The 17,099-nt window shown below is 62.2% G+C and carries 18 protein-coding genes and 1 pseudogene; 10 read left to right on the plus strand and 9 right to left on the minus strand.

Annotated elements, in window-relative coordinates; translation table 11 throughout:
• Positions 1-54: 54 nt before the first annotated feature.
• Positions 55-1,000 (minus strand): annotated as a pseudogene (locus THIDRDRAFT_RS08400) (IS1595 family transposase).
• Positions 1,001-1,213: 213 nt separating this feature from the next.
• Between THIDRDRAFT_RS08400 and THIDRDRAFT_RS08405 the strand changes: the two are divergent.
• The gene (locus THIDRDRAFT_RS08405) at positions 1,214-1,648 is read left to right on the plus strand and encodes a type IV pilin protein (RefSeq protein WP_007040408.1); all 435 of its coding nucleotides are present in this window, start codon (positions 1,214-1,216) and stop codon (positions 1,646-1,648) included.
• A 237-nt stretch (positions 1,649-1,885) separates the two neighbouring features.
• Positions 1,886-2,899 (plus strand): class 1 fructose-bisphosphatase, encoded by a 1,014-nt coding sequence (locus THIDRDRAFT_RS08410; protein WP_007040409.1) that lies wholly within the window; start codon positions 1,886-1,888, stop codon positions 2,897-2,899.
• Positions 2,900-3,031: 132 nt separating this feature from the next.
• Here the strand turns inward: THIDRDRAFT_RS08410 and THIDRDRAFT_RS08415 are convergent, their stop codons facing one another.
• Positions 3,032-3,541 (minus strand): hypothetical protein, encoded by a 510-nt coding sequence (locus THIDRDRAFT_RS08415; RefSeq protein WP_007040410.1) that lies wholly within the window; start codon positions 3,539-3,541, stop codon positions 3,032-3,034.
• Between the two features lie 132 nt (positions 3,542-3,673).
• Between THIDRDRAFT_RS08415 and THIDRDRAFT_RS08420 the strand changes: the two genes are divergently transcribed.
• Positions 3,674-4,393 (plus strand): Crp/Fnr family transcriptional regulator, encoded by a 720-nt coding sequence (locus THIDRDRAFT_RS08420; RefSeq protein WP_007040411.1) that lies wholly within the window; start codon positions 3,674-3,676, stop codon positions 4,391-4,393.
• Between the two features lie 83 nt (positions 4,394-4,476).
• A complete protein-coding gene (locus THIDRDRAFT_RS08425) occupies positions 4,477-4,827 on the plus strand; it encodes a nitrous oxide-stimulated promoter family protein (RefSeq protein WP_007040412.1) in 351 nt (116 codons plus the stop codon).
• A gap of 10 nt (positions 4,828-4,837) precedes the next feature.
• Here THIDRDRAFT_RS08425 and THIDRDRAFT_RS08430 read toward each other — a convergent pair whose 3' ends face one another.
• From THIDRDRAFT_RS08430 to THIDRDRAFT_RS08445, 4 genes are all read right to left on the minus strand, one after another.
• Positions 4,838-6,772 (minus strand): putative bifunctional diguanylate cyclase/phosphodiesterase, encoded by a 1,935-nt coding sequence (locus THIDRDRAFT_RS08430; RefSeq protein WP_007040413.1) that lies wholly within the window; start codon positions 6,770-6,772, stop codon positions 4,838-4,840.
• Positions 6,773-7,630 carry an HDOD domain-containing protein gene (locus tag THIDRDRAFT_RS08435; RefSeq protein WP_007040414.1) on the minus strand — a complete coding sequence of 286 codons (858 nt, stop codon included), beginning with the start codon at positions 7,628-7,630 and terminating at the stop codon, positions 6,773-6,775.
• 13 nt (positions 7,631-7,643) lie between these two features.
• A complete protein-coding gene (locus tag THIDRDRAFT_RS08440) occupies positions 7,644-7,952 on the minus strand; it encodes a hypothetical protein (RefSeq protein WP_007040415.1) in 309 nt (102 codons plus the stop codon).
• Between the two features lie 71 nt (positions 7,953-8,023).
• Positions 8,024-8,911: a phosphoribosylaminoimidazolesuccinocarboxamide synthase gene (locus tag THIDRDRAFT_RS08445; protein WP_007040416.1), complete on the minus strand. Its 888-nt coding sequence runs from the start codon at positions 8,909-8,911 to the stop codon at positions 8,024-8,026.
• Between the two features lie 75 nt (positions 8,912-8,986).
• Here THIDRDRAFT_RS08445 and THIDRDRAFT_RS08450 point away from each other — a divergent pair, with 75 nt between their 5' ends.
• From THIDRDRAFT_RS08450 to THIDRDRAFT_RS08475, 6 genes are all read left to right on the plus strand, one after another.
• On the plus strand, positions 8,987-9,433 hold the full coding sequence (locus THIDRDRAFT_RS08450; RefSeq protein WP_007040417.1) for a hypothetical protein: 447 nt from the start codon (positions 8,987-8,989) through the stop codon (positions 9,431-9,433).
• 140 nt (positions 9,434-9,573) lie between these two features.
• Positions 9,574-9,960: a RidA family protein gene (locus THIDRDRAFT_RS08455; RefSeq protein ID WP_007040418.1), complete on the plus strand. Its 387-nt coding sequence runs from the start codon at positions 9,574-9,576 to the stop codon at positions 9,958-9,960.
• Positions 9,961-10,064: 104 nt separating this feature from the next.
• Entirely contained in the window at positions 10,065-11,156 is a 1,092-nt protein-coding gene (gene mltB, locus THIDRDRAFT_RS08460) for a lytic murein transglycosylase B (protein WP_007040419.1), read from the plus strand.
• Positions 11,157-11,190: 34 nt separating this feature from the next.
• On the plus strand, positions 11,191-13,332 hold the full coding sequence (gene recG / locus THIDRDRAFT_RS08465) for an ATP-dependent DNA helicase RecG (RefSeq protein WP_007040420.1): 2,142 nt from the start codon (positions 11,191-11,193) through the stop codon (positions 13,330-13,332).
• A gap of 140 nt (positions 13,333-13,472) precedes the next feature.
• Positions 13,473-14,378: a 4-hydroxybenzoate octaprenyltransferase gene (gene ubiA, locus THIDRDRAFT_RS08470; protein ID WP_007040421.1), complete on the plus strand. Its 906-nt coding sequence runs from the start codon at positions 13,473-13,475 to the stop codon at positions 14,376-14,378.
• 50 nt (positions 14,379-14,428) lie between these two features.
• Complete coding sequence (locus THIDRDRAFT_RS08475; RefSeq protein ID WP_007040422.1) at positions 14,429-15,079, plus strand: thiol:disulfide interchange protein DsbA/DsbL; 651 nt, start codon at positions 14,429-14,431, stop codon at positions 15,077-15,079.
• Here THIDRDRAFT_RS08475 and THIDRDRAFT_RS08480 read toward each other — a convergent pair.
• From THIDRDRAFT_RS08480 to THIDRDRAFT_RS08490, 3 genes are all read right to left on the minus strand, one after another.
• The gene (locus THIDRDRAFT_RS08480) at positions 15,074-15,667 is read right to left on the minus strand and encodes a hypothetical protein (RefSeq protein WP_007040423.1); all 594 of its coding nucleotides are present in this window, start codon (positions 15,665-15,667) and stop codon (positions 15,074-15,076) included. The two genes, THIDRDRAFT_RS08475 and THIDRDRAFT_RS08480, sit on opposite strands and share 6 nt — an antisense overlap.
• 77 nt (positions 15,668-15,744) lie before the next feature.
• Complete coding sequence (locus tag THIDRDRAFT_RS08485) at positions 15,745-16,488, minus strand: HesA/MoeB/ThiF family protein (protein WP_007040424.1); 744 nt, start codon at positions 16,486-16,488, stop codon at positions 15,745-15,747.
• Between the two features lie 81 nt (positions 16,489-16,569).
• A complete protein-coding gene (locus THIDRDRAFT_RS08490; protein WP_007040425.1) occupies positions 16,570-16,980 on the minus strand; it encodes a hypothetical protein in 411 nt (136 codons plus the stop codon).
• Positions 16,981-17,099: the final 119 nt, after the last annotated feature.

The following is a 17,099-nucleotide window of genomic DNA, read 5'->3' on the forward strand; positions in this document are numbered from 1 at the left end:
ACGCTTCTCAACCCTCCTTTCGCAAGAGGGAGGGTGTTTCTATGTGCCTGATTATTAAAATGCCTCAGCCATTTTCAGGAGGTGGTGGGCATTGGCGGTGTACGAACGGCTGCCCACCCCAGACGAGGGAGCATGGCTGCCAGGTCAAATCGGCGATTGAAGCGATAGCAAAACTCGGCCAAAAAGTGTGGCAGATGCTTGCCGCTGACCTGATGATAGGACCCATGCAGGCTGTTTTTGACGTTACCGAGGACGGTGTTAAGCCACTGAAATTCGGGCAAGGCCATGCTGCGATAGCCTCCGCCGGTGACAACGGGCTGGTGCTCGAACCCGGCGCTGGCGACGCCACGAAAACACGCCAGCCCATCGCTGAGCACGATGGCATTGGGATCGAAATGGCGCTTGGCGAAGCGCTCGACTTCCCCCTTGCGGAAGCCGGCCACCTTACCCAGGCACAGCCCGATCGGGTGGCCTTCTTCGTTGCAGGACAAAGCGGCGATAAACGGAATATTGTTCGGTGAGCCGCGCCCAGGCTTGGCGCCGTGACGCTCCCCGCCCCAGTAGGCATCGTCGACCTCGATAACGCCCTTGAGTCGGGTTTGGTCGTCACGCTCTTTCATCACCTGCAACAGCTTGTGCTTGACCCGCCACGCGGTGAGATAGGAGGCACCCAGATGACGTTTGAGCTCCAGTGCAGAGATGCCGTTTTTCTGCTGCGTCAACAAGAACATGCCAGGAACCAAGTCGTGAGCGGCAGCTTGGTGGCCTCGAAGATCGTCCCAGCTGTCACGGAGGTTTGGTGATGGCAATGGCGGCACTGCAACAGGGCTCGCGTGCGCAGTCGCACCGGTACGCCCCCGTGACCACAGCTCGGGCAGACGAACCCCTGCGGCCAGCGCCATTGCTCCAGGGCCTCAACGTACAGGGCTTCACGGCCGTAGTGCGTCATAAATTCCTGCAAGCTCAAGCCCTTCTGAAATTGGATCGGGTTTTGTGCCATCAGCGTTTCTCCAGGAACTTGCGATGGTCTCAGTATGCGCCGACTCAGCACTCGCAGGCTGAGATTCGTAAATAATCAGGTCTATGTAAGAACAGAAATTACCCAACTGCTCTGCACTGTATACCCAACTAGAGGGAAAAACCGCCAAAGTGGTGCGGTTAGCCTATTTGCCTGATAGCCGCTCTCAATCATCCAGCAACAAGGTTTAGAGTCATGCACGCAACTCGATCTCAACTTATTGGATTCACTCTGATCGAACTCATGATCACGGTCGCCATCGTTGGCATCCTCGCCGCGATTGCCTATCCGTCTTATCAGGATTCGGTTCGCAAATCTTGGCGGGCTAACGCGGCGGCCTGTCTCTCTGAGTTGGCGCAAGGAATGGAGCGGCGTTTTACCGGTAGTTCGAGCTATGTCGGCGGTCTTCCGCCCTCCGGCTGCCCGAACGAAGGCGGTATGGGGAATCGCTACGCTTTTTCGTTTACCTCCGCCGCCACGGCGACCGCCTTCAGCCTGCAAGCAGTGCCCGTTGCCAGCGGTCCTCAGGCCAACGACAGTTGCGGCACACTGACCATCAATCAGATGGGGCAGAAGGGCGTCACGAGCGCCGCCAACGGCTATGACGCTGCCACCTGCTGGCGCCGCTGATCGACTCAGTCCGCTTTGGGCAAAGCGCAACGCGCCCAACGCCTTCAAGCGCGCCACCCGAGTACGTGGGGATGGCGCATGCGTTCAAGGCGTTCGCGCTTCCGCGCAAGCTCAAGACGCCTGTAGCACCAGCTGCACGTTCTTCGTCGTGGGTGTGGGTTCCTGTCCCATCCATGAAACACTTATACTCGTCCACTCACAAAACAATACTTCAGATTGCTTGAGACGAGGACAACCATGCACAACGGTACGACCATCACCCAGTTCATCATCGAAGAGCAGCGCCAAATCGCTGGGGCGACGGGGGATTTTACGTCGCTTCTCAACGATGTGGTCACGGCCTGCAAGGTCATCAGCGACATGGTCAACCATGGCGCGTTGGTGGGCGTGCTGGGCAGTGCCGGGACCGAGAACGTGCAGGGTGAGACGCAGAAGAAGCTCGACATCCTGTCCAACGAGGTGTTCATCAAGTCCAACGAGTGGGCGGGGCATCTGGCGGCGATGGCCTCGGAAGAGATGGACGAGATCTATCCCATCCCGATCCAGTATCCGCGCGGTAAGTATCTGCTGACATTCGACCCGCTGGACGGTTCGTCGAACATCGACGTCAATGTCTCGGTCGGGACCATCTTTTCCATCCTGCGCTGTCCGGGCGGTAACGATGAGCCGACCGAGCGCGATTTTCTGCAGGCGGGCACGCAGCAGGTTGCGGCTGGGTACGCACTCTATGGTCCCTCGACCATGATGGTGCTGACCACCGGCAACGGGGTCAACGGCTTTACGCTGGATCAGAATATCGGCGAGTTCATCCTGACCCATCCCAAGATGCAGATCCCCTCGGATACGCGGGAGTTTGCCATCAACGTCTCCAACATGCGCTTTTGGGAGCCGCCGGTGCGCCGCTATGTTCAGGAGTGTTTGGACGGCAAGGAGGGGCCGCGCGGCGAGGACTTCAACATGCGTTGGATCGCCTCGATGGTCGCCGAGGTGCACCGCATCCTGACCCGCGGCGGTATCTTCATGTATCCGATGGATTCCAAGATCAAGTCGAAGGGGCAGGGCGGTAAGCTGCGACTGCTCTACGAGGCCAATCCCATGTCCTTCGTCGTCGAGCAGGCGGGCGGCGGCTCCATCACCGGGGACGAGCGGATCCTGGAGGTCCAGCCTGAGTCGCTGCATCAGCGGGTGCCCGTGATTCTGGGCTCGCGCAACGAGGTCGAGCGCATTCTCGGATATCACAAGGATTCCTGATCCCGTTCGATCGAGAACCGGCCGTTGCGCCGGTTCTCTTCGCTGTTTTCCGCTTTTCCCAAGGGCGTTCTGGGGCTGGTCGACAGGCCTCCCCGGATTTCGCTCGCGCCGCATCCGGGCTACGGGTGCGGTTCAGGCGTTGTTTGGTTGCTTCATTGATTCTGTCGTCTCGATGCGGGCCTGATTCTCGGGTCCGCTGATCGCGAGGGCCTCGGGGTTCTTTCCCAGCGCCTGCCCCATGATGCGATGCGCGCGTTCGGCGATGAAGGCCGGCGTCAGGCGTCGATCGCGATAGATCAGTCCCTCCAATGCCTCGCGGTCCTGATAGAGAATTTGTGATGGGGCGGGATTGAAATTGCTTTCCAGGCTGATTCGCGCGATGCGTCCCAGGTTCAGTCCTCGGCCGTCGTCGAGCAGGATCAGGTGGGGGGTGAGTCCGCGCGATGGGTCTGGGCGCGGAAAGGCCAGCACGTCGAGCAGGATATAGGGCTGCCCCAGCTGACGGATGTGCACATGGGTGGCGCTGATCTCGAGTTCGACCAGATGGATGGGTTGGCCGATGGCGGCTCGGAGTCGGCCGACCTGTCGATCGTAGTCGGCGCTGGGCCAGATGGGTGGGGGCGATGTGTCGGATGGAGACATGAGGCTCGGGCTCCTCAGTTGCCTGGATTCGGGCGATCCGCCGCCATGGGAATGCGGCCTTGCGCTAGCATGGTACTCGATCGGCGCGTCCGGATTGGGCCGGCGCGCGTCGGAACGAGGTGCGCCATTGCCATGATCGAAGATTTGCGCCGGGCCCCGCTGCTGTCGAGGCTCGAAACCGAGCAACTGGAACGGGTCAGCCGTCACGCCTTGCGGGTGGCGCTCGATGCGGAACAACTGCTCTTCAGTCAGGGCGACGCCGCCAACCGTTTTTATCTCCTCCTCTCTGGGCAGATGCAACTCTTTCGTCTCTCGCCCGAGGGCGCGGAGAAGGTGATCGAGATCGTGAGTCCTGGCCAGACCTTTGCCGAGGCCCTGATGTTCCTCAGCGCGCCGCGCTATCCGGTGTGTGCCTCCGCGTTGGTCGCCTCGGAATTGGTGGCGATCGATGCTGTGGATTTCGCGGCCATGCTGCGCGAATCGGTCGACACCTGCTTCGTGCTGCTGGGCGCGCTCAGTCAGCGTCTGCGGGGTCTGATCGGTGAGATCGACGACCTCACGCTGCACACGGCGACCAGCCGGGTGGCGCGTTATCTGGCCGCCAAGATTGCGCCTGGCGAGCAGACGCTGGAACTCGATGTCCGCAAGGGCGTTCTGGCGTCGCGGCTTTCGGTTCAGCCCGAGACCTTTTCGCGCGTCGTCAAATCGCTGACCGCTCAGGGCGTTATCCGCATGCAGGGCAGTCAGGTGACTGTTCTGGATCTGGGGGCGTTACGGCGGATCGCCGAGCTGGTCGACATCCTGGAGCCCGGTCCGGTCTCGATCGGCACTCTGGGGTCGCTCCGCCCCTGATTTGACCTCGGTCAAGGCGTCAGGTGCTCTGGTGCCTTGTGATGACGTGTATTCATATCCGGAAATCCCCGCAGGGGGCATGAATGGCGCGGAATGCTGGATCGACGGGGCCGCGTATCCGGCGCGAGCAGCGGACTATCGCCGTCATGATGCGCATCTATTGTTGCGACCATCATGGTGGGCGGGATGCGCTCTGCGCGTCGTGCTCGGAGCTGCACGAGTATGCTCGGCGTCGTCTGGAGATCTGTCCCTTTCAGGACGCCAAGCCGGCCTGCAATCGTTGCGAGGTGCACTGTTATAGCGCTGCCAGGCGGGATCGGGTCAAGGCGGTGATGGGCTACGCGGGGCCGCGTATGCTCTTGCGTCATCCCTGGCTGAGTCTCTGGCATCTGATCGACGCGCGTCGTCCGGTGCCGAGACTCGATCGTCGCTGATCGCGTGGCTTCAGCCTGTTGGCGGAGGCGTTCGGCGTGCCGGGAAGAAACGGTTCTCGAAGACCTCGGCGCAGACGGGACGTCCGAGATGGAATCCTTGGCCAAGCTCGCAGCCCTGCTGCCGCAGGAGATCAAGCTGTTCGGTGTTCTCGATGCCTTCCGCCACCACTGGATGACCCAGATGCCTGGCCATGGACAGGATGGTGCTGGCGATCACCTCGGTCGTGGGATTCTGGGTCAGGTCGCGTACGAACTCGCGATCCAGCTTGATACCCGAGATTGGGAAATTCTTGATCGACTTGAGCGAGGAATAGCCGGTGCCGAAGTCGTCGATCCAGATCTCGAATCCGGCGGCGCGCAGGGCCTTGAGATTGGCCAGCGCCTGTGACTCGTTGCGGGCGATAGCGGTTTCGGTGATCTCGATGTGCAGGCGTTCGGGCGGTACGCCTTCCAGGTCCAGGATGTGGCGGATGCGCGCGCTCAGATCGGTGCGGGACAGCTCGATTCCCGAGACGTTGACTGACAGCGGAATGTGGGGGTAGCCGTTCAGATTCCATTCGCGGATCTGGCGGCAGGCTCGGTGCAGGACCCATTCGCCGATCTCGACGATCTGCCCGGTGCTTTCTGCGATCGGGATGAAGCTCGCGGGTCCGAGCGGCATGCCGTTGTCGAGCCGCAGGCGCAGTAAGACCTCGGCACCGATCAGCGCCATGTCCTTAAGCTGGAAGAGCGGCTGGAAATAGAGGGTGAAATGGTCCTTGCGCAGTGCCTCTTGGAGCAGTGATTCGGTACGCAGGTGCGCGGAGCCGGCTTCGTCCCAGGTTGGATCGTAGGTGACGTGTTGGTTGCGTCCGTTGCTCTTGGCGCGTTTGAGCGCCGAATCCGCGCTGCGTAGCAGCGCCTGGGCCGAGACGGAAGTGGAAATGTTGCGCGAGGAGGCGACACCGATGCTGACCGAGAGATAGAGCTTGGTCCCTTGCTGACTGAAGCCCTCGGCCAGATGGCTGTGCAGATGGGCGGCGATCTCGGCGAGTTGCTCGGGGTGGCGGATACGCGCGATCGCGAGCCCAAACTCGTCGGCACCGGTGCGGGCGAAGCAGAGATCGCATTCGGCGACCCCGATGGTGGTGTAGACGAATCGCGACCTCAGGGCCGTGTCGAGACGTAGTGCCACATCCCGCAGCAATCGGTCTCCGGCCTCGCAGCCGAATTCGCGGTTTACGCGGTGAAAGCCGTCGACATCGAGCAGGATGGTGCCGGTTGCCGTTTCGGGTTTGGTATCGAGGATGGCTCTCTGCAGAAAGCGGATGAAATGGTTTCGGTGTGCCAGACCCGTCAGTTGGTCGACCGGGATGGCGATGTCGTCGAGCGATGTGTCGCAGATGCCGCGCGCCAACTCGGGATTGCCTGGGAGCAGACATGACTCGGTGCCGCCCTGCAGACGGTCGAGCGAGAGCGCAGCCAGGTCCACCAAAGCCCCCAGTGGTTGTCGGTAGAGTGCGGGAATCTTGCGATCGACCCAGATCGCCATGCCGTAGATACGTTTGGGCGTGGCGATGGCGTGCAGCAGACAGGAGTGTTCCTCGCTCTCTTCCACCCAATGTCCGCCGTGCTTGAGCGCCTGGGCGAAGCGGCCGGAGTCGATCAGTTGGTCGATGAGGTTGCGCAGGTCGTCCTGGGCGCTGATCGGCGAGCTGAACACCAGTTCGAAGCAGGCGTCGGGCTGGCGGAGCAGTAAGGCGGTTTGCGTTGTGGGCAACAGGAGTCTGGAGCAACTGTTCAGTGCACTGAACAGTTCGGTGAAGGTGCGGCAGGACGGGAAGCGTCCGATGGCCTCGCGCAGGATATCGAAGGCCAGCGGGTAGACGTTGGTCGGCCTGCTTTGCGAATGTTCGCCGGGCGTTTCGGCGGGCGACAGCAGCCTGGGATGCAAGGCGAGATTCATTCAGTGCTCCAGAAAGGCGGACGTGACGTCGCGCGCGGTGCTGATCGTGGTCTCGACGATATCCGGCAGGTCTCTCGTGACCAGTTCGGTCATCCGCCAGGCACTGTCGTTCAGTAGCGGAACCCAGCGGGTTCCGCTGGTGCCGATGCGCAGACTGTTGACGATGATGTCTGCGACATGGGTCAGCGCCGTCTCGGTGCAGGTCGGCTCCGCGTCTTGGGAGAGATGATGCGTCTCGGCCGCTACGCAGTAAGGCTCCGGGATGCCCCAGTGTCTCAGCAGCGCGGCGCCGACGACGGCGTGGTCGGTCGCGAAGAGTTGGCGCTCGATCTCGTGGAGCGGGCCTTGGCGCTCGCGATGGGCCTGCAGGGCGGAGCTCATGGTGGTGGGCTCTAGGATGAACAGACAGAGGCGTCCGATGTCGTGGAGCAATCCCGCCAGATAGAACCGCTCCGGTGAGCTGAGGTGCATGCGCCGCGCAATGGTGCGCGATGCGACTCCGCAGGTCACGCTGTGCTCCCAGAAGGAACGCATGGAGACCGCGCCGAGCGGCAGATCCTTGAAGGCGGAGATGACTGCAGTCGCGAGGATGAGACTGCGTGTCTCGGCGACCCCGATGATGCTCAGCGCGCGCCACACGCTGTCGACCCTGGTGGGGAGTCCGTAGAGCGCGCTGTTGGCGACCCTGAGTATCCGCGCGGACATCGCTGGGTCGGTGCTGATGATCTGCGCCAGGGTCTCCAACGACCCGTTCGGATCGTCCATCGCCTCGCGCGCGTGGTGGTAGGTGGAGGGTAACGAGGGGAGGTCGTCGATGCGTTCGAGGATCGGGGTTCCTTGGATCTCGGCTGCGCTCACGGCAATGGTTCCGCTAACAGTGCTTGAGCGCACGTTCCAGGCAGATCTCGTAGAGGGCTCGGACGGCGGGGTGGTCTGGGTTGCTGAGGCTGAACTGGATGTCCAGCATCGTCTTCAGCTCTTGGACCGAGGCCGAATCCCGCGTGAGCGCGCTCGGTGTCGGGGCATCGCTCTGGATCGCAATCTCGGCGATGCCCCAGGATTTGAGCGCCCGCACGTGGCGTTCGGTGATGATGGCGCCGGCCCGAATCAACGGAGTGCCATTGGGATCGCTCACGTCCTTGGCGAGGAGCATTCCAGGGGTGATGTCTTCCAGTTTCATGCTTGAATGCTCGTCGTCCGATGCACGGGAGCACGGGTCGGGTCTTCGGAACCGATCCGAGCGTTAAACGCTTAAGGGGTCTGAGTCAATCGTTGTTCGGCTTCGCGATACTTGTCGGCGGTGCGATCGATAATCGCCTGGGGGAGTTCGGGGCCAGGCGCGGTCTTGTCCCAGTCGAGCGTTTCCAGGTAGTCCCGAACGAATTGCTTGTCGAAGCTCGGCGGGCTGGTATCGGGCTGATAGTCATCGGCGGGCCAGAAGCGCGACGAGTCCGGGGTGAGTACCTCATCGATGAGGTGCAGCCGGCCTGCGTCATCGAGACCGAACTCGAACTTGGTGTCGGCGATGATAATGCCGCGCTCGCGGGCATAGCTGGCGCAGTCGCTGTAGATTGCCAGACTGATCTCGCGCACCTGTTCGGCCAGCTCGGTTCCGAGCAGCTTGACGGTGTGAGCGAAATCGACGTTTTCGTCGTGGGCGCCCAGCTCGGCCTTGGTCGATGGCGTGAAGATGGGCTTCGGGAGCTGATCCGCCTGGCGCAGTCCGCGCGGTAGACCGATTCCACACACGGAGCCCGTCTTCCGGTAGTCTTTCCATCCGGATCCGATCAGATAGCCGCGCACGATGGCCTCGACCGGGAGTGGCTTGAGTCGTTTCACCACCATGGCGCGGTCGCCGAGCGTGGCCAGTTCCTCGGGGTCGGTGACGATTGCTGCGACCGGAACCTCCGTGAGGTGGTTGGGAATCAGGCTTGCGGTGCGCCCGAACCAGAAGTTTGAGAGACGTGTCAGCACCTCTCCTTTGCCAGGAATGGGCTGGGGCAGAACCACGTCGAAGGCGGAAAGCCGATCGCTGGCGACCACGAGCAGGTGATCGTCGCTGACCTGATAGATGTCTCGGACTTTGCCGCGTCCGATGAGTGGCAGGCTGGAAAGATTCGACTGATAGAGGGCTGGCATGAAGGTTGATCCCGGATCGATAGGCTTGCGATTATATCGACTCTACCAGGTCTGAGAACCATCGCGAATTTCGGAATGAACCAGCCGCACGATTCCACCGACCCCTTTTTGAGCGCCTTTCGCGGGTCCTTTACCTCGGCATTGCGTTGGCCTCAGCTCGATGCGCTCTGGTCGGCGGTCCGCGAGCGCGCGGACGCGGGCTGGTATCTCTATGCCGTGGGGCAGACCCCGCCGCGCCAGGCGGCCGATCGCGATCAGGTGCTGAAATTCGTGAACGAGATCGATACGCTGCTGCGGGCGGAGCATCGCCACGACTCTTGCGGGATCGTCTATGCGGACGATCCGCGCAGCCCTTCCTTTATCAAGATCTACGACCCTCATAATCTCGGCGTCTCCTGCGGCTACAGCAACAATCCGCCCTTGCCCGGTTGGGTTATGAGCCTGCTCGCGCCGACCGAACTGGCTTCGGCCCAACGCCTGCCCAACAACCGTCGTCGCTGGTGGGCACGCCTGTTCGGCTGATTGCGCGCGGACGTCGTGTCGGTCCGATCCAGGGCCCCTCTGGCACGACGGCTTCCGAGGGAGTGGGCCAGTCTTCGATGAGCGTGAACTCAACCCTGGATGGCGTTCAAGCCATCCGTATTCTGAAGAGGTGGTTTTCGATGACCAAGCAGATCATTAGCACGGATCGTGCTCCACAGGCGATCGGTACCTATTCCCAAGCGGTTCGGGTTGGCGACACGCTCTATCTTTCCGGTCAGATTCCGTTGGTGCCAGAGACGATGGAGCTGGTCGATGGGAACATGGAGACGCAGATTCGTCGGGTCTTCGACAACCTGCGCGGTGTGGCGGAAGCGGCCGGAGGCTCGTTGGCGGATATCGTCAAGCTCAACGTCTTCCTGACCGATCTGGGACATTTTCCGCTCGTCAATCAGGTGATGGCCGAGTATTTCGAGGCGCCCTATCCGGCTCGCGCGGTTATTGGTGTCGCGTCCTTGCCGAAGGAGGCGACGGTCGAGATGGATGCGGTTCTGGTCCTGAGCCAGTGAGGGGCGTTGGGTATAAAGTCACTATAAAATAGTGGTTTGGGTTGCCTTCCTCAAAAACCGACTTACCATAGTGGGGCAACCCTTCAATTTTCCTTTGGTCCACCATGATGCGCGCCTTTCTGCTTCCACTCCTGATCTTGTCGCCGCTTGCGTTTGTCGGTTGCGCTTCGCAGCCGACTCAGGAGGGGGTTCCGATCTTTCGTGGTGCATCACTGGGGTCGTCAAGCGTCCAGGGTGACTTCGCCCATGCGTCGGGCGTGGACGCCTTCATTCATCGGATGCAGCGCAAGCATGGATTCAGTCCGGCGCAGACCGCCGCGATCCTTTCGCGCGCCCAGCGCCGCCAGTCGATCATCAATCTGATGGACCGTCAGGCGCCAAGACGCAGTACTGGCCCCAACGGTGCCTGGACCCGCTATCGCGCCAAGTTCCTGACCGACGCCTCTATCTCGAACGGCGTCCAGTTCTGGCGCCGACACGAGTCGTCGCTGGCCCGTGCCTCGGCATATTATGGTGTGCCGTCGGAATATATCGTCGCCATCATCGGGGTCGAGACCCGCTATGGCGGCTTCGTCGGCAAGACCTCGGTCCTAGACGCGCTGGCGACGCTCTCCTTCGCCTATCCCCGCCGCGCGGACTATTTCACCAACGAGCTGGAAGAGTTTTTGGTCATGGCTCGCGACGAGGGCATCGATCCTACCCGGCCCGAGGGATCCTTCGCCGGCGCCATGGGGCTGTGCCAGTTTATGCCGTCGAGCTTTCGTGACTATGCGGTGGACTTCACCGGAGATGGTCATCGCGATCTCTGGCATCCGGAGGACGCCATCGGTAGCGTGGCCAACTATTTCAAGCAGCACGGCTGGCGTGCCGGACAGGGCGTGGCGGTGCGCGCCAATGTGGCTCCGGGTGCCTCGGTTGGTCTGATGAAGACAGGGTTCGATACGCGATACGGTCTTGGCGAGCTGGCGGCGCGGGGCGTCGTGCCGGCCGGTTCCGTTTCCAGCATGGGCGAGGTCAGTCTGCTCCAGTTGGATGCGGCCGGTGGTTACCAATACTGGGTCGGTCTGCACAACTTCTATGTGATTACCCGCTACAACCACAGTAGCTATTACGCCATGGCCGTGCACCAGCTGGCTCAGGCGATTCGGTCGCGGCACTCCGGTCTGCCGCGCGTGAGACTGTCGTCGGTGTGGTGAACGGGCAAGCGCCAGCGTGGGACCGCTTCGCGTCATGACGGCGTCCGAGACCAAAGAGCCCGTCTCCGCTGATGCGATCGCTGCGGGGGGTGACGCGGATTCGGCGCTCGAACGTCTCTCCGTTGAGGGCCTCAAGCGTGTTGGTCCCAAGGTGGCCGAGCGGCTTGCGCGGCTGAATGTCCGCACGATCCAGGACCTGCTCCTGCATTTCCCATTGCGTTACCAGGATCGGACCCGTCTCGTCCCGATCGGTGCATTGGTTGTGGGCGCCGAGGCATTGATCGAGGGTGAGGTCGTCGAATCGACGGTCGTCGAGGGACGCAGGCGTTCGCTCAAGGTCTGGCTGTCCGACGGCCCCGCTCAGGGGCTCGTTCTGCGGTTCTTCCATTTCTCCGCCTCTCAGGCCGGATTCTTCCGTCCGGGCATCCGTCTGCGCTGCTACGGCGAGGTCCGGCCTGGGCAGGGCGCGCTGGAGATGATCCATCCCGAGTATCGCGTCCAGACTGGCGATGTCTCGCAACCCGATGCCTGTCTGACGCCGGTCTATCCCACCACCGAGGGGTTGAGTCAATCGGTTTGGCGCGCGCTCATGGATCAGGCGCTCGAACAGTTGGGGCGCAGTCCGCTGTCCGATTGTCTGCCGCGCGAGACCCTGGGTGGCGCGTCCTTCAGCGATTTGGCCGAGGCGCTGGTCTATCTGCATCGTCCGCCAGTCGGGGCGGATCTTGATGAGCTTCAGGAGCGTCGCCATCCGGCCTTTCTGCGGCTGGCTTTCGAGGAGTTGGTCGCCCATCAGGTCGGACTGCGGCGGATGCGTCTTGCCCAGCGCAAGGTCTCGGCGCCGATTCTCGACGGGGATGGCGGGCTGCGTCAGGCATTGCGTCGGTCGCTCCCCTTTGCGCTCACCCCGGCGCAGGAGCGGGTGTTGGGCGAGATCTCGGCCGATCTTGCCGAGGCGCGGCCCATGCAGCGTCTGCTTCAGGGCGACGTGGGTTCCGGCAAAACCGTGGTGGCGGCGCTGGCCGCGCTCCAGGCGCTGGAGGCGGGTTGGCAGGTGGCTCTGATGGCGCCGACCGAGCTCTTGTCCGAGCAGCATCATCGCACTCTGGCCGGCTGGCTCGAACCGCTGGGGATCCAGGTGCGCTGGCTCACCGGTCGACACAAGGGGCAGGAGCGGGCCGATCTGCTCGATGCCATCGCCTCGGGCGAGGCGCGTCTGATCGTCGGAACCCATGCGCTCTTTCAGGACAGTGTGCGCTTTGCGGGTCTAGGACTGGTGATCATCGATGAGCAGCACCGGTTCGGCGTCCATCAGCGCATGAAGCTGCGCGAGAAGGGTGCTGATGCGGATTGCGTGCCCCATCAGCTCATCATGACCGCGACGCCGATTCCGCGTTCGCTGGCCATGACGTTCTATGCGGATCTGGATCTCTCGGTGATCGATACGCTTCCGCCGGGGCGTACGCCCATCACCACGGTTGCGGTCCCCGAGGGACGGCGCGACGAGGTTATCGAGCGGGTCAGAAGGGCCTGCGAACAGGGGCGGCAGGTCTATTGGGTCTGTACCCTGATCGAGGAATCCGAGGCGCTCCAGTGTCAGGCCGCCGAGGAGAGCGCCTGCCAGTTGGCCGAACTGCTGCCCGATGTCCGCGTGGGTCTGGTCCATGGGCGGGTCAAACCGAGCGAGCGCGAGTCGGTGATGGGGGCCTTTGCGCGCGGCGAACTGGGGCTGCTGGTTGCCACGACGGTGATCGAGGTTGGGGTGGACGTGCCCAACGCCAGCCTCATGATCATCGAGAACGCTGAGCGGCTGGGCCTCGCCCAGTTGCATCAGCTGCGCGGGCGGGTTGGGCGCGGCTCGGTCGAGAGTCATTGTCTCCTGCTGTACCGCGCGCCCTTGTCCGAGGTGGCGCGCGAGCGTTTGGGCCTGATGCGTTCGACCTGCGATGGCTTCCTGCTCGCCGAGCGCGATCTGCAGATGCGCGGGGCGGGCGAGGTGTTGGGTACGCGTCAGACGGGCGCCATTCAGCTGCGCGTGGCCGATCCACTGCGCGATCAGCATCTGGTCGCCCCGGCCCAGCGCGCGGCCGACCTCATCTTGGCGCGCTATCCCGATCTGGTCTCGCCGCTGATCGATCGTTGGCTGGGCGATCGCGAACTCTACGGGCAGGTCTGAACGCCATCTCTGCGCTCTGAAACGTCCTCTGATCGATGCCTCGCACTCGGCGGGGATCTCCTCGGCCTTCGGGCTATGCCATAATCTTCTGCGTTTCCAGCGTTTCGCTCTCCAAAATTCAACCGATTTTCGATCAGCCTATGAACGTCCCCGAGCTGAAAGTTCGTCATCAGCGGCCCTTCTCGCTGCGTGACCGCCTGATTGGCTATATGTATCTGGTCCGTCTGCACCGCCCTATCGGCATCTTCCTGCTGATGTGGCCGGCATTGTGGGCGCTCTGGCTCGCAGGCGACGGGCAGCCGCCGTGGTTGGTGGTGGTCATCTTCGTGCTTGGGGTGGTGCTGATGCGCTCGGCCGGGTGCGCGATCAACGACTATGCCGATCGTGATTTCGATGGCCACGTCGCTCGCACCAATCGACGCCCGCTTGCGACGGGCGATGTGACGCCGGGCGAGGCGATCGGCGTGTTCGTCGGGCTGAGTCTGATGTCGTTCGGGCTGGTGCTTCAGTTGAATTGGCAGACCATTGCGCTTTCGATCGTCGCGTTGCTGCTGACCTTCGTCTATCCCTTCATGAAGCGCTTCACCCACGTCCCGCAGCTCTTCCTCGGTGCGGCGTTCGGTTGGGCCATTCCCATGGCCTTCACCGCCGTGACGGGCACTATTCCTGTCTATGCCTGGGTGCTCTTCGTTGCGACCCTGATCTGGGCGCTGATCTACGACACCCAGTATGCGATGGTCGATCGCGAGGACGATCTCAAGATCGGCGTCAAATCCACGGCGATTCTGTTCGGGCGCTGGGATCGGCATGTGATCGGGCTGTTGCAGCTGCTGATGCTGGCGCTTCTGTTCTGGGTCGGGCAGCAGGCCGGGCGCGGTCCCGTCTATGTGTCGAGCCTTCTGGTGGCCGCCGGCTTCAGCATCTATCAGCAGAAGCTGACCTGGAATCGCGAGCCCGCCGCCTGCTTCCAGGCCTTCCTCAACAACAACTTCTTCGGCATGGTCGTCTTCGTCGGATTGGTGTTGGATTACGCCCTGATCGGCTGATGTCGGTCGGAGACTCTCGTCAACCTGGATTCGAATCAGGAGTCGCTGCCATGTCTCTAACGCTCGGACCGCTTCGCGCGATGCGGCCTGTCTCTCTGGTCTCGGTTCTGTGCGGTCTTGTGCTGACCTGTTCGGTCTGGGCATTCGATGAGGGGATCGACTATCAGCGCCTCGTTCAGCCCCAGCCGACTGAAACGGGCGATAAAGTCGAGGTGTTGGAGGTCTTTTGGTACGGCTGTCCGCATTGCTGGCATCTGGAGCCGGCGCTCGCGCGTTGGCTGAAGACGCTTCCCGAGGGAGTCGAGTTTCGACGCATGCCGGCGACCGGCGGACGTTGGGACGCCCATGCGCGCGCCTTCTATGTCGCCCAGTCGATGGGCAAACTGGAGGCGTTCCATCGCGCGCTGTTCGAGGCGATCCACGTACAGCGGCGTTCTGTGATGAGCGAGGACGACCTGGCGGCCGTCGCCGTGGAGGTCGGGCTGGATGAGGCCGAATTTCGGTCTCGCTACGCCTCTCCCGAGGTCGAGGCCGAGCTGCAGCATGCCAAAGAGATGGCGATCCGTTACGGCATCGACAGTGTTCCGACCCTGATCGTCGATGGAACATACCGTACGACTCCGGGCGAGGCGGGCGGGACCGAGCGGATGTTCCAGGTGCTCGACGCACTCATCGTCGAGGAGCTGGCCGGGCGCTCATAGAGCTGTCTGGTTTGGCTCCTCAAGGCTCGCCTCCTCGTCGAGGATGCGGGCATCCGGGTTGGGATAGCGCGCGACCACCCACAGTGGCAGTCGGGCCTGATTGGCGTGATAGAGCGCGTCCGACTCTACGATGACCAGAACCAGGATGGTGACCATGATGGGCAGGATGCCTGTCCCTCCGACCAAGGCCCAGACGGCTTCCTTCATCATCCCGCCGTAGGTATAGCCGATCCATCCGAGTGTGGCTGCGATCAGTAGCAGCCCGAGCATCAGCATGAACAGCCGGCTGCGGCGTGCGCAGATCTGCCAGTGACACATGACGTACCAGGAATCGCGTTTGCGCGACTGGCGCGCGCGCCAAAGGGTGTATCCGAGGATGCTGAACGAGATGGTCGGAATCAGCGCCATCGCCCAGGGGAAACTGCCGGCCAGGCCGCCCAGTCCCACTGCCATGAGGATGTGATTGCCGATCAGGTTGGTCAGGAACAACTCGTGTGGGATGTTGGCCTGTTTGATTTCGTCGTGACTGACTTCGAAGCGCATGGTGGGTGCGGCCGGGACGTTGGACGAATCCCGAAGATACAGCATTCAGCGGCCAGCTATCAGCTATCAGCTATCAGTGCTTGGATCGTTTGGTGTCGATCGACAATCACGCCGCTGGCCGGCTACTGTCCCGAGCAGACCGGACAGTCCGGGTCCTGGGGCAATCTCAGGCTGCGCCACTCCATGCTGGAGGCGTCCAGCAGCAGTAGGCGACCGAACAGCGGGCGGCCGACTCCGGTGAGAATCTTGATCGCCTCGGCGGCCTGAACGCTGCCGATGATGCCGACCAATGGAGCGAGGACGCCGTTGGCCGAGCAACTGTCATCGATGCTGCCGTCATCCGGATAGAGACAGCGATAACAGGGGGTACCTGGCTGGCCGGAGAAGGCGGTCACCTGTCCCTCCATGCGGATCGCGGCGCCTGAGACGAGCGGAACCCGTGCCGCGACGCAGGCGCGGTTGAGTGCAAAGCGGGTGGGAAAGTTGTCGCTCGCATCCACGACCAGATCGACCTCGGCGAGCAGGTCGGGAAGTTGATCCTCGCTCAGACTGCGCTTGATGGTCGTGAGTCGGACCTCTGGATTGAGTGCCTCTAATGCCAGGCGGGCCGAATCCGCCTTGGGCATGCCGATGCGTTCGTTGGTATGCAGGATCTGGCGTTGAAGGTTGGACAGATCGACGGCGTCGAAATCGGCGAGCAGCAGATGTCCCACCCCGGCGGTCGCGAGATACATGGCCGCTGGCGATCCCAGTCCGCCCAGTCCGACGATCAGCACGCTCGACGCCATCAGGCGTTCCTGGGCATCGATCCCGAAGGCGGGCAGCATGATTTGGCGGCTGTAACGGAGGAGTTGGTCGTCGTTCATGGTATGGGTATGGCGTGATGGGCGAGCGGTCTAATCCCCTTGCGGGGCCGTTTTGTGCGGGCGAATGGGGGGAGTCCTGAGTTAGAGATAGCGCCGCCAATGCTCGGGGCGGTCGTCACGGCAGCCGTGTTCGATCAGCTCGTAGCGTTTGGCGAAGAGTTTCTTGGTGCAGTTGCTTTCGCAGTTGAGACCGCCGCAATTGGCGCGGACTGTTTCTTCCGTGTAATGGTGCAGTGCGCGCCGAAGCCGATAGAAGAGCCGGTTGTCGAGGTGTAGTCCCAGTTCGATCAGGGCCGATTCGATCTCGTGCAGGCTCGTTTTGAGGACATCGTAGCGGATTCGCAGCTGGGTGGGTGAGAGGGAGCGGACGTCCAGTATGCCGTCCACATCATTCAAAAAACGGGCTGCCGTGTCCGCCTGATGCGGATTCGGGTGGATCGCCTGGAAGGCGATCTCGCGCTGTTTGATGCGTTCGGCGTGTGGAATGTCCATAGGGATATTATGCTAATAGCCTATTTGAAATAATCAAGATTGATTTTTTGGTTTTTGAGCGTTCCCCTCCCTGTGGGTGTTGCGGCGGTTTGTCTGGGTTGCCAGGATATAATTGGGCG

The organism is Thiorhodococcus drewsii AZ1 (assembly GCF_000224065.1).
GTDB lineage: Bacteria > Pseudomonadota > Gammaproteobacteria > Chromatiales > Chromatiaceae > Imhoffiella > Imhoffiella drewsii.

Coding starts and splice junctions, on each gene's coding strand:
- THIDRDRAFT_RS08405 (WP_007040408.1), top strand. CDS start 1,214: ATGCACGCAACTCGATCTCAACTTATTGGATTCACTCTGATCGAACTC.
- THIDRDRAFT_RS08410 (WP_007040409.1), top strand. CDS start 1,886: ATGCACAACGGTACGACCATCACCCAGTTCATCATCGAAGAGCAGCGC.
- THIDRDRAFT_RS08415 (WP_007040410.1), bottom strand. CDS start 3,541: ATGTCTCCATCCGACACATCGCCCCCACCCATCTGGCCCAGCGCCGAC.
- THIDRDRAFT_RS08420 (WP_007040411.1), top strand. CDS start 3,674: ATGATCGAAGATTTGCGCCGGGCCCCGCTGCTGTCGAGGCTCGAAACC.
- THIDRDRAFT_RS08425 (WP_007040412.1), top strand. CDS start 4,477: ATGGCGCGGAATGCTGGATCGACGGGGCCGCGTATCCGGCGCGAGCAG.
- THIDRDRAFT_RS08430 (WP_007040413.1), bottom strand. CDS start 6,772: ATGAATCTCGCCTTGCATCCCAGGCTGCTGTCGCCCGCCGAAACGCCC.
- THIDRDRAFT_RS08440 (WP_007040415.1), bottom strand. CDS start 7,952: ATGAAACTGGAAGACATCACCCCTGGAATGCTCCTCGCCAAGGACGTG.
- THIDRDRAFT_RS08445 (WP_007040416.1), bottom strand. CDS start 8,911: ATGCCAGCCCTCTATCAGTCGAATCTTTCCAGCCTGCCACTCATCGGA.
- THIDRDRAFT_RS08450 (WP_007040417.1), top strand. CDS start 8,987: ATGAACCAGCCGCACGATTCCACCGACCCCTTTTTGAGCGCCTTTCGC.
- THIDRDRAFT_RS08455 (WP_007040418.1), top strand. CDS start 9,574: ATGACCAAGCAGATCATTAGCACGGATCGTGCTCCACAGGCGATCGGT.
- mltB (WP_007040419.1), top strand. CDS start 10,065: ATGATGCGCGCCTTTCTGCTTCCACTCCTGATCTTGTCGCCGCTTGCG.
- recG (WP_007040420.1), top strand. CDS start 11,191: ATGACGGCGTCCGAGACCAAAGAGCCCGTCTCCGCTGATGCGATCGCT.
- ubiA (WP_007040421.1), top strand. CDS start 13,473: ATGAACGTCCCCGAGCTGAAAGTTCGTCATCAGCGGCCCTTCTCGCTG.
- THIDRDRAFT_RS08475 (WP_007040422.1), top strand. CDS start 14,429: ATGTCTCTAACGCTCGGACCGCTTCGCGCGATGCGGCCTGTCTCTCTG.
- THIDRDRAFT_RS08480 (WP_007040423.1), bottom strand. CDS start 15,667: ATGCTGTATCTTCGGGATTCGTCCAACGTCCCGGCCGCACCCACCATG.
- THIDRDRAFT_RS08485 (WP_007040424.1), bottom strand. CDS start 16,488: ATGAACGACGACCAACTCCTCCGTTACAGCCGCCAAATCATGCTGCCC.
- THIDRDRAFT_RS08490 (WP_007040425.1), bottom strand. CDS start 16,980: ATGGACATTCCACACGCCGAACGCATCAAACAGCGCGAGATCGCCTTC.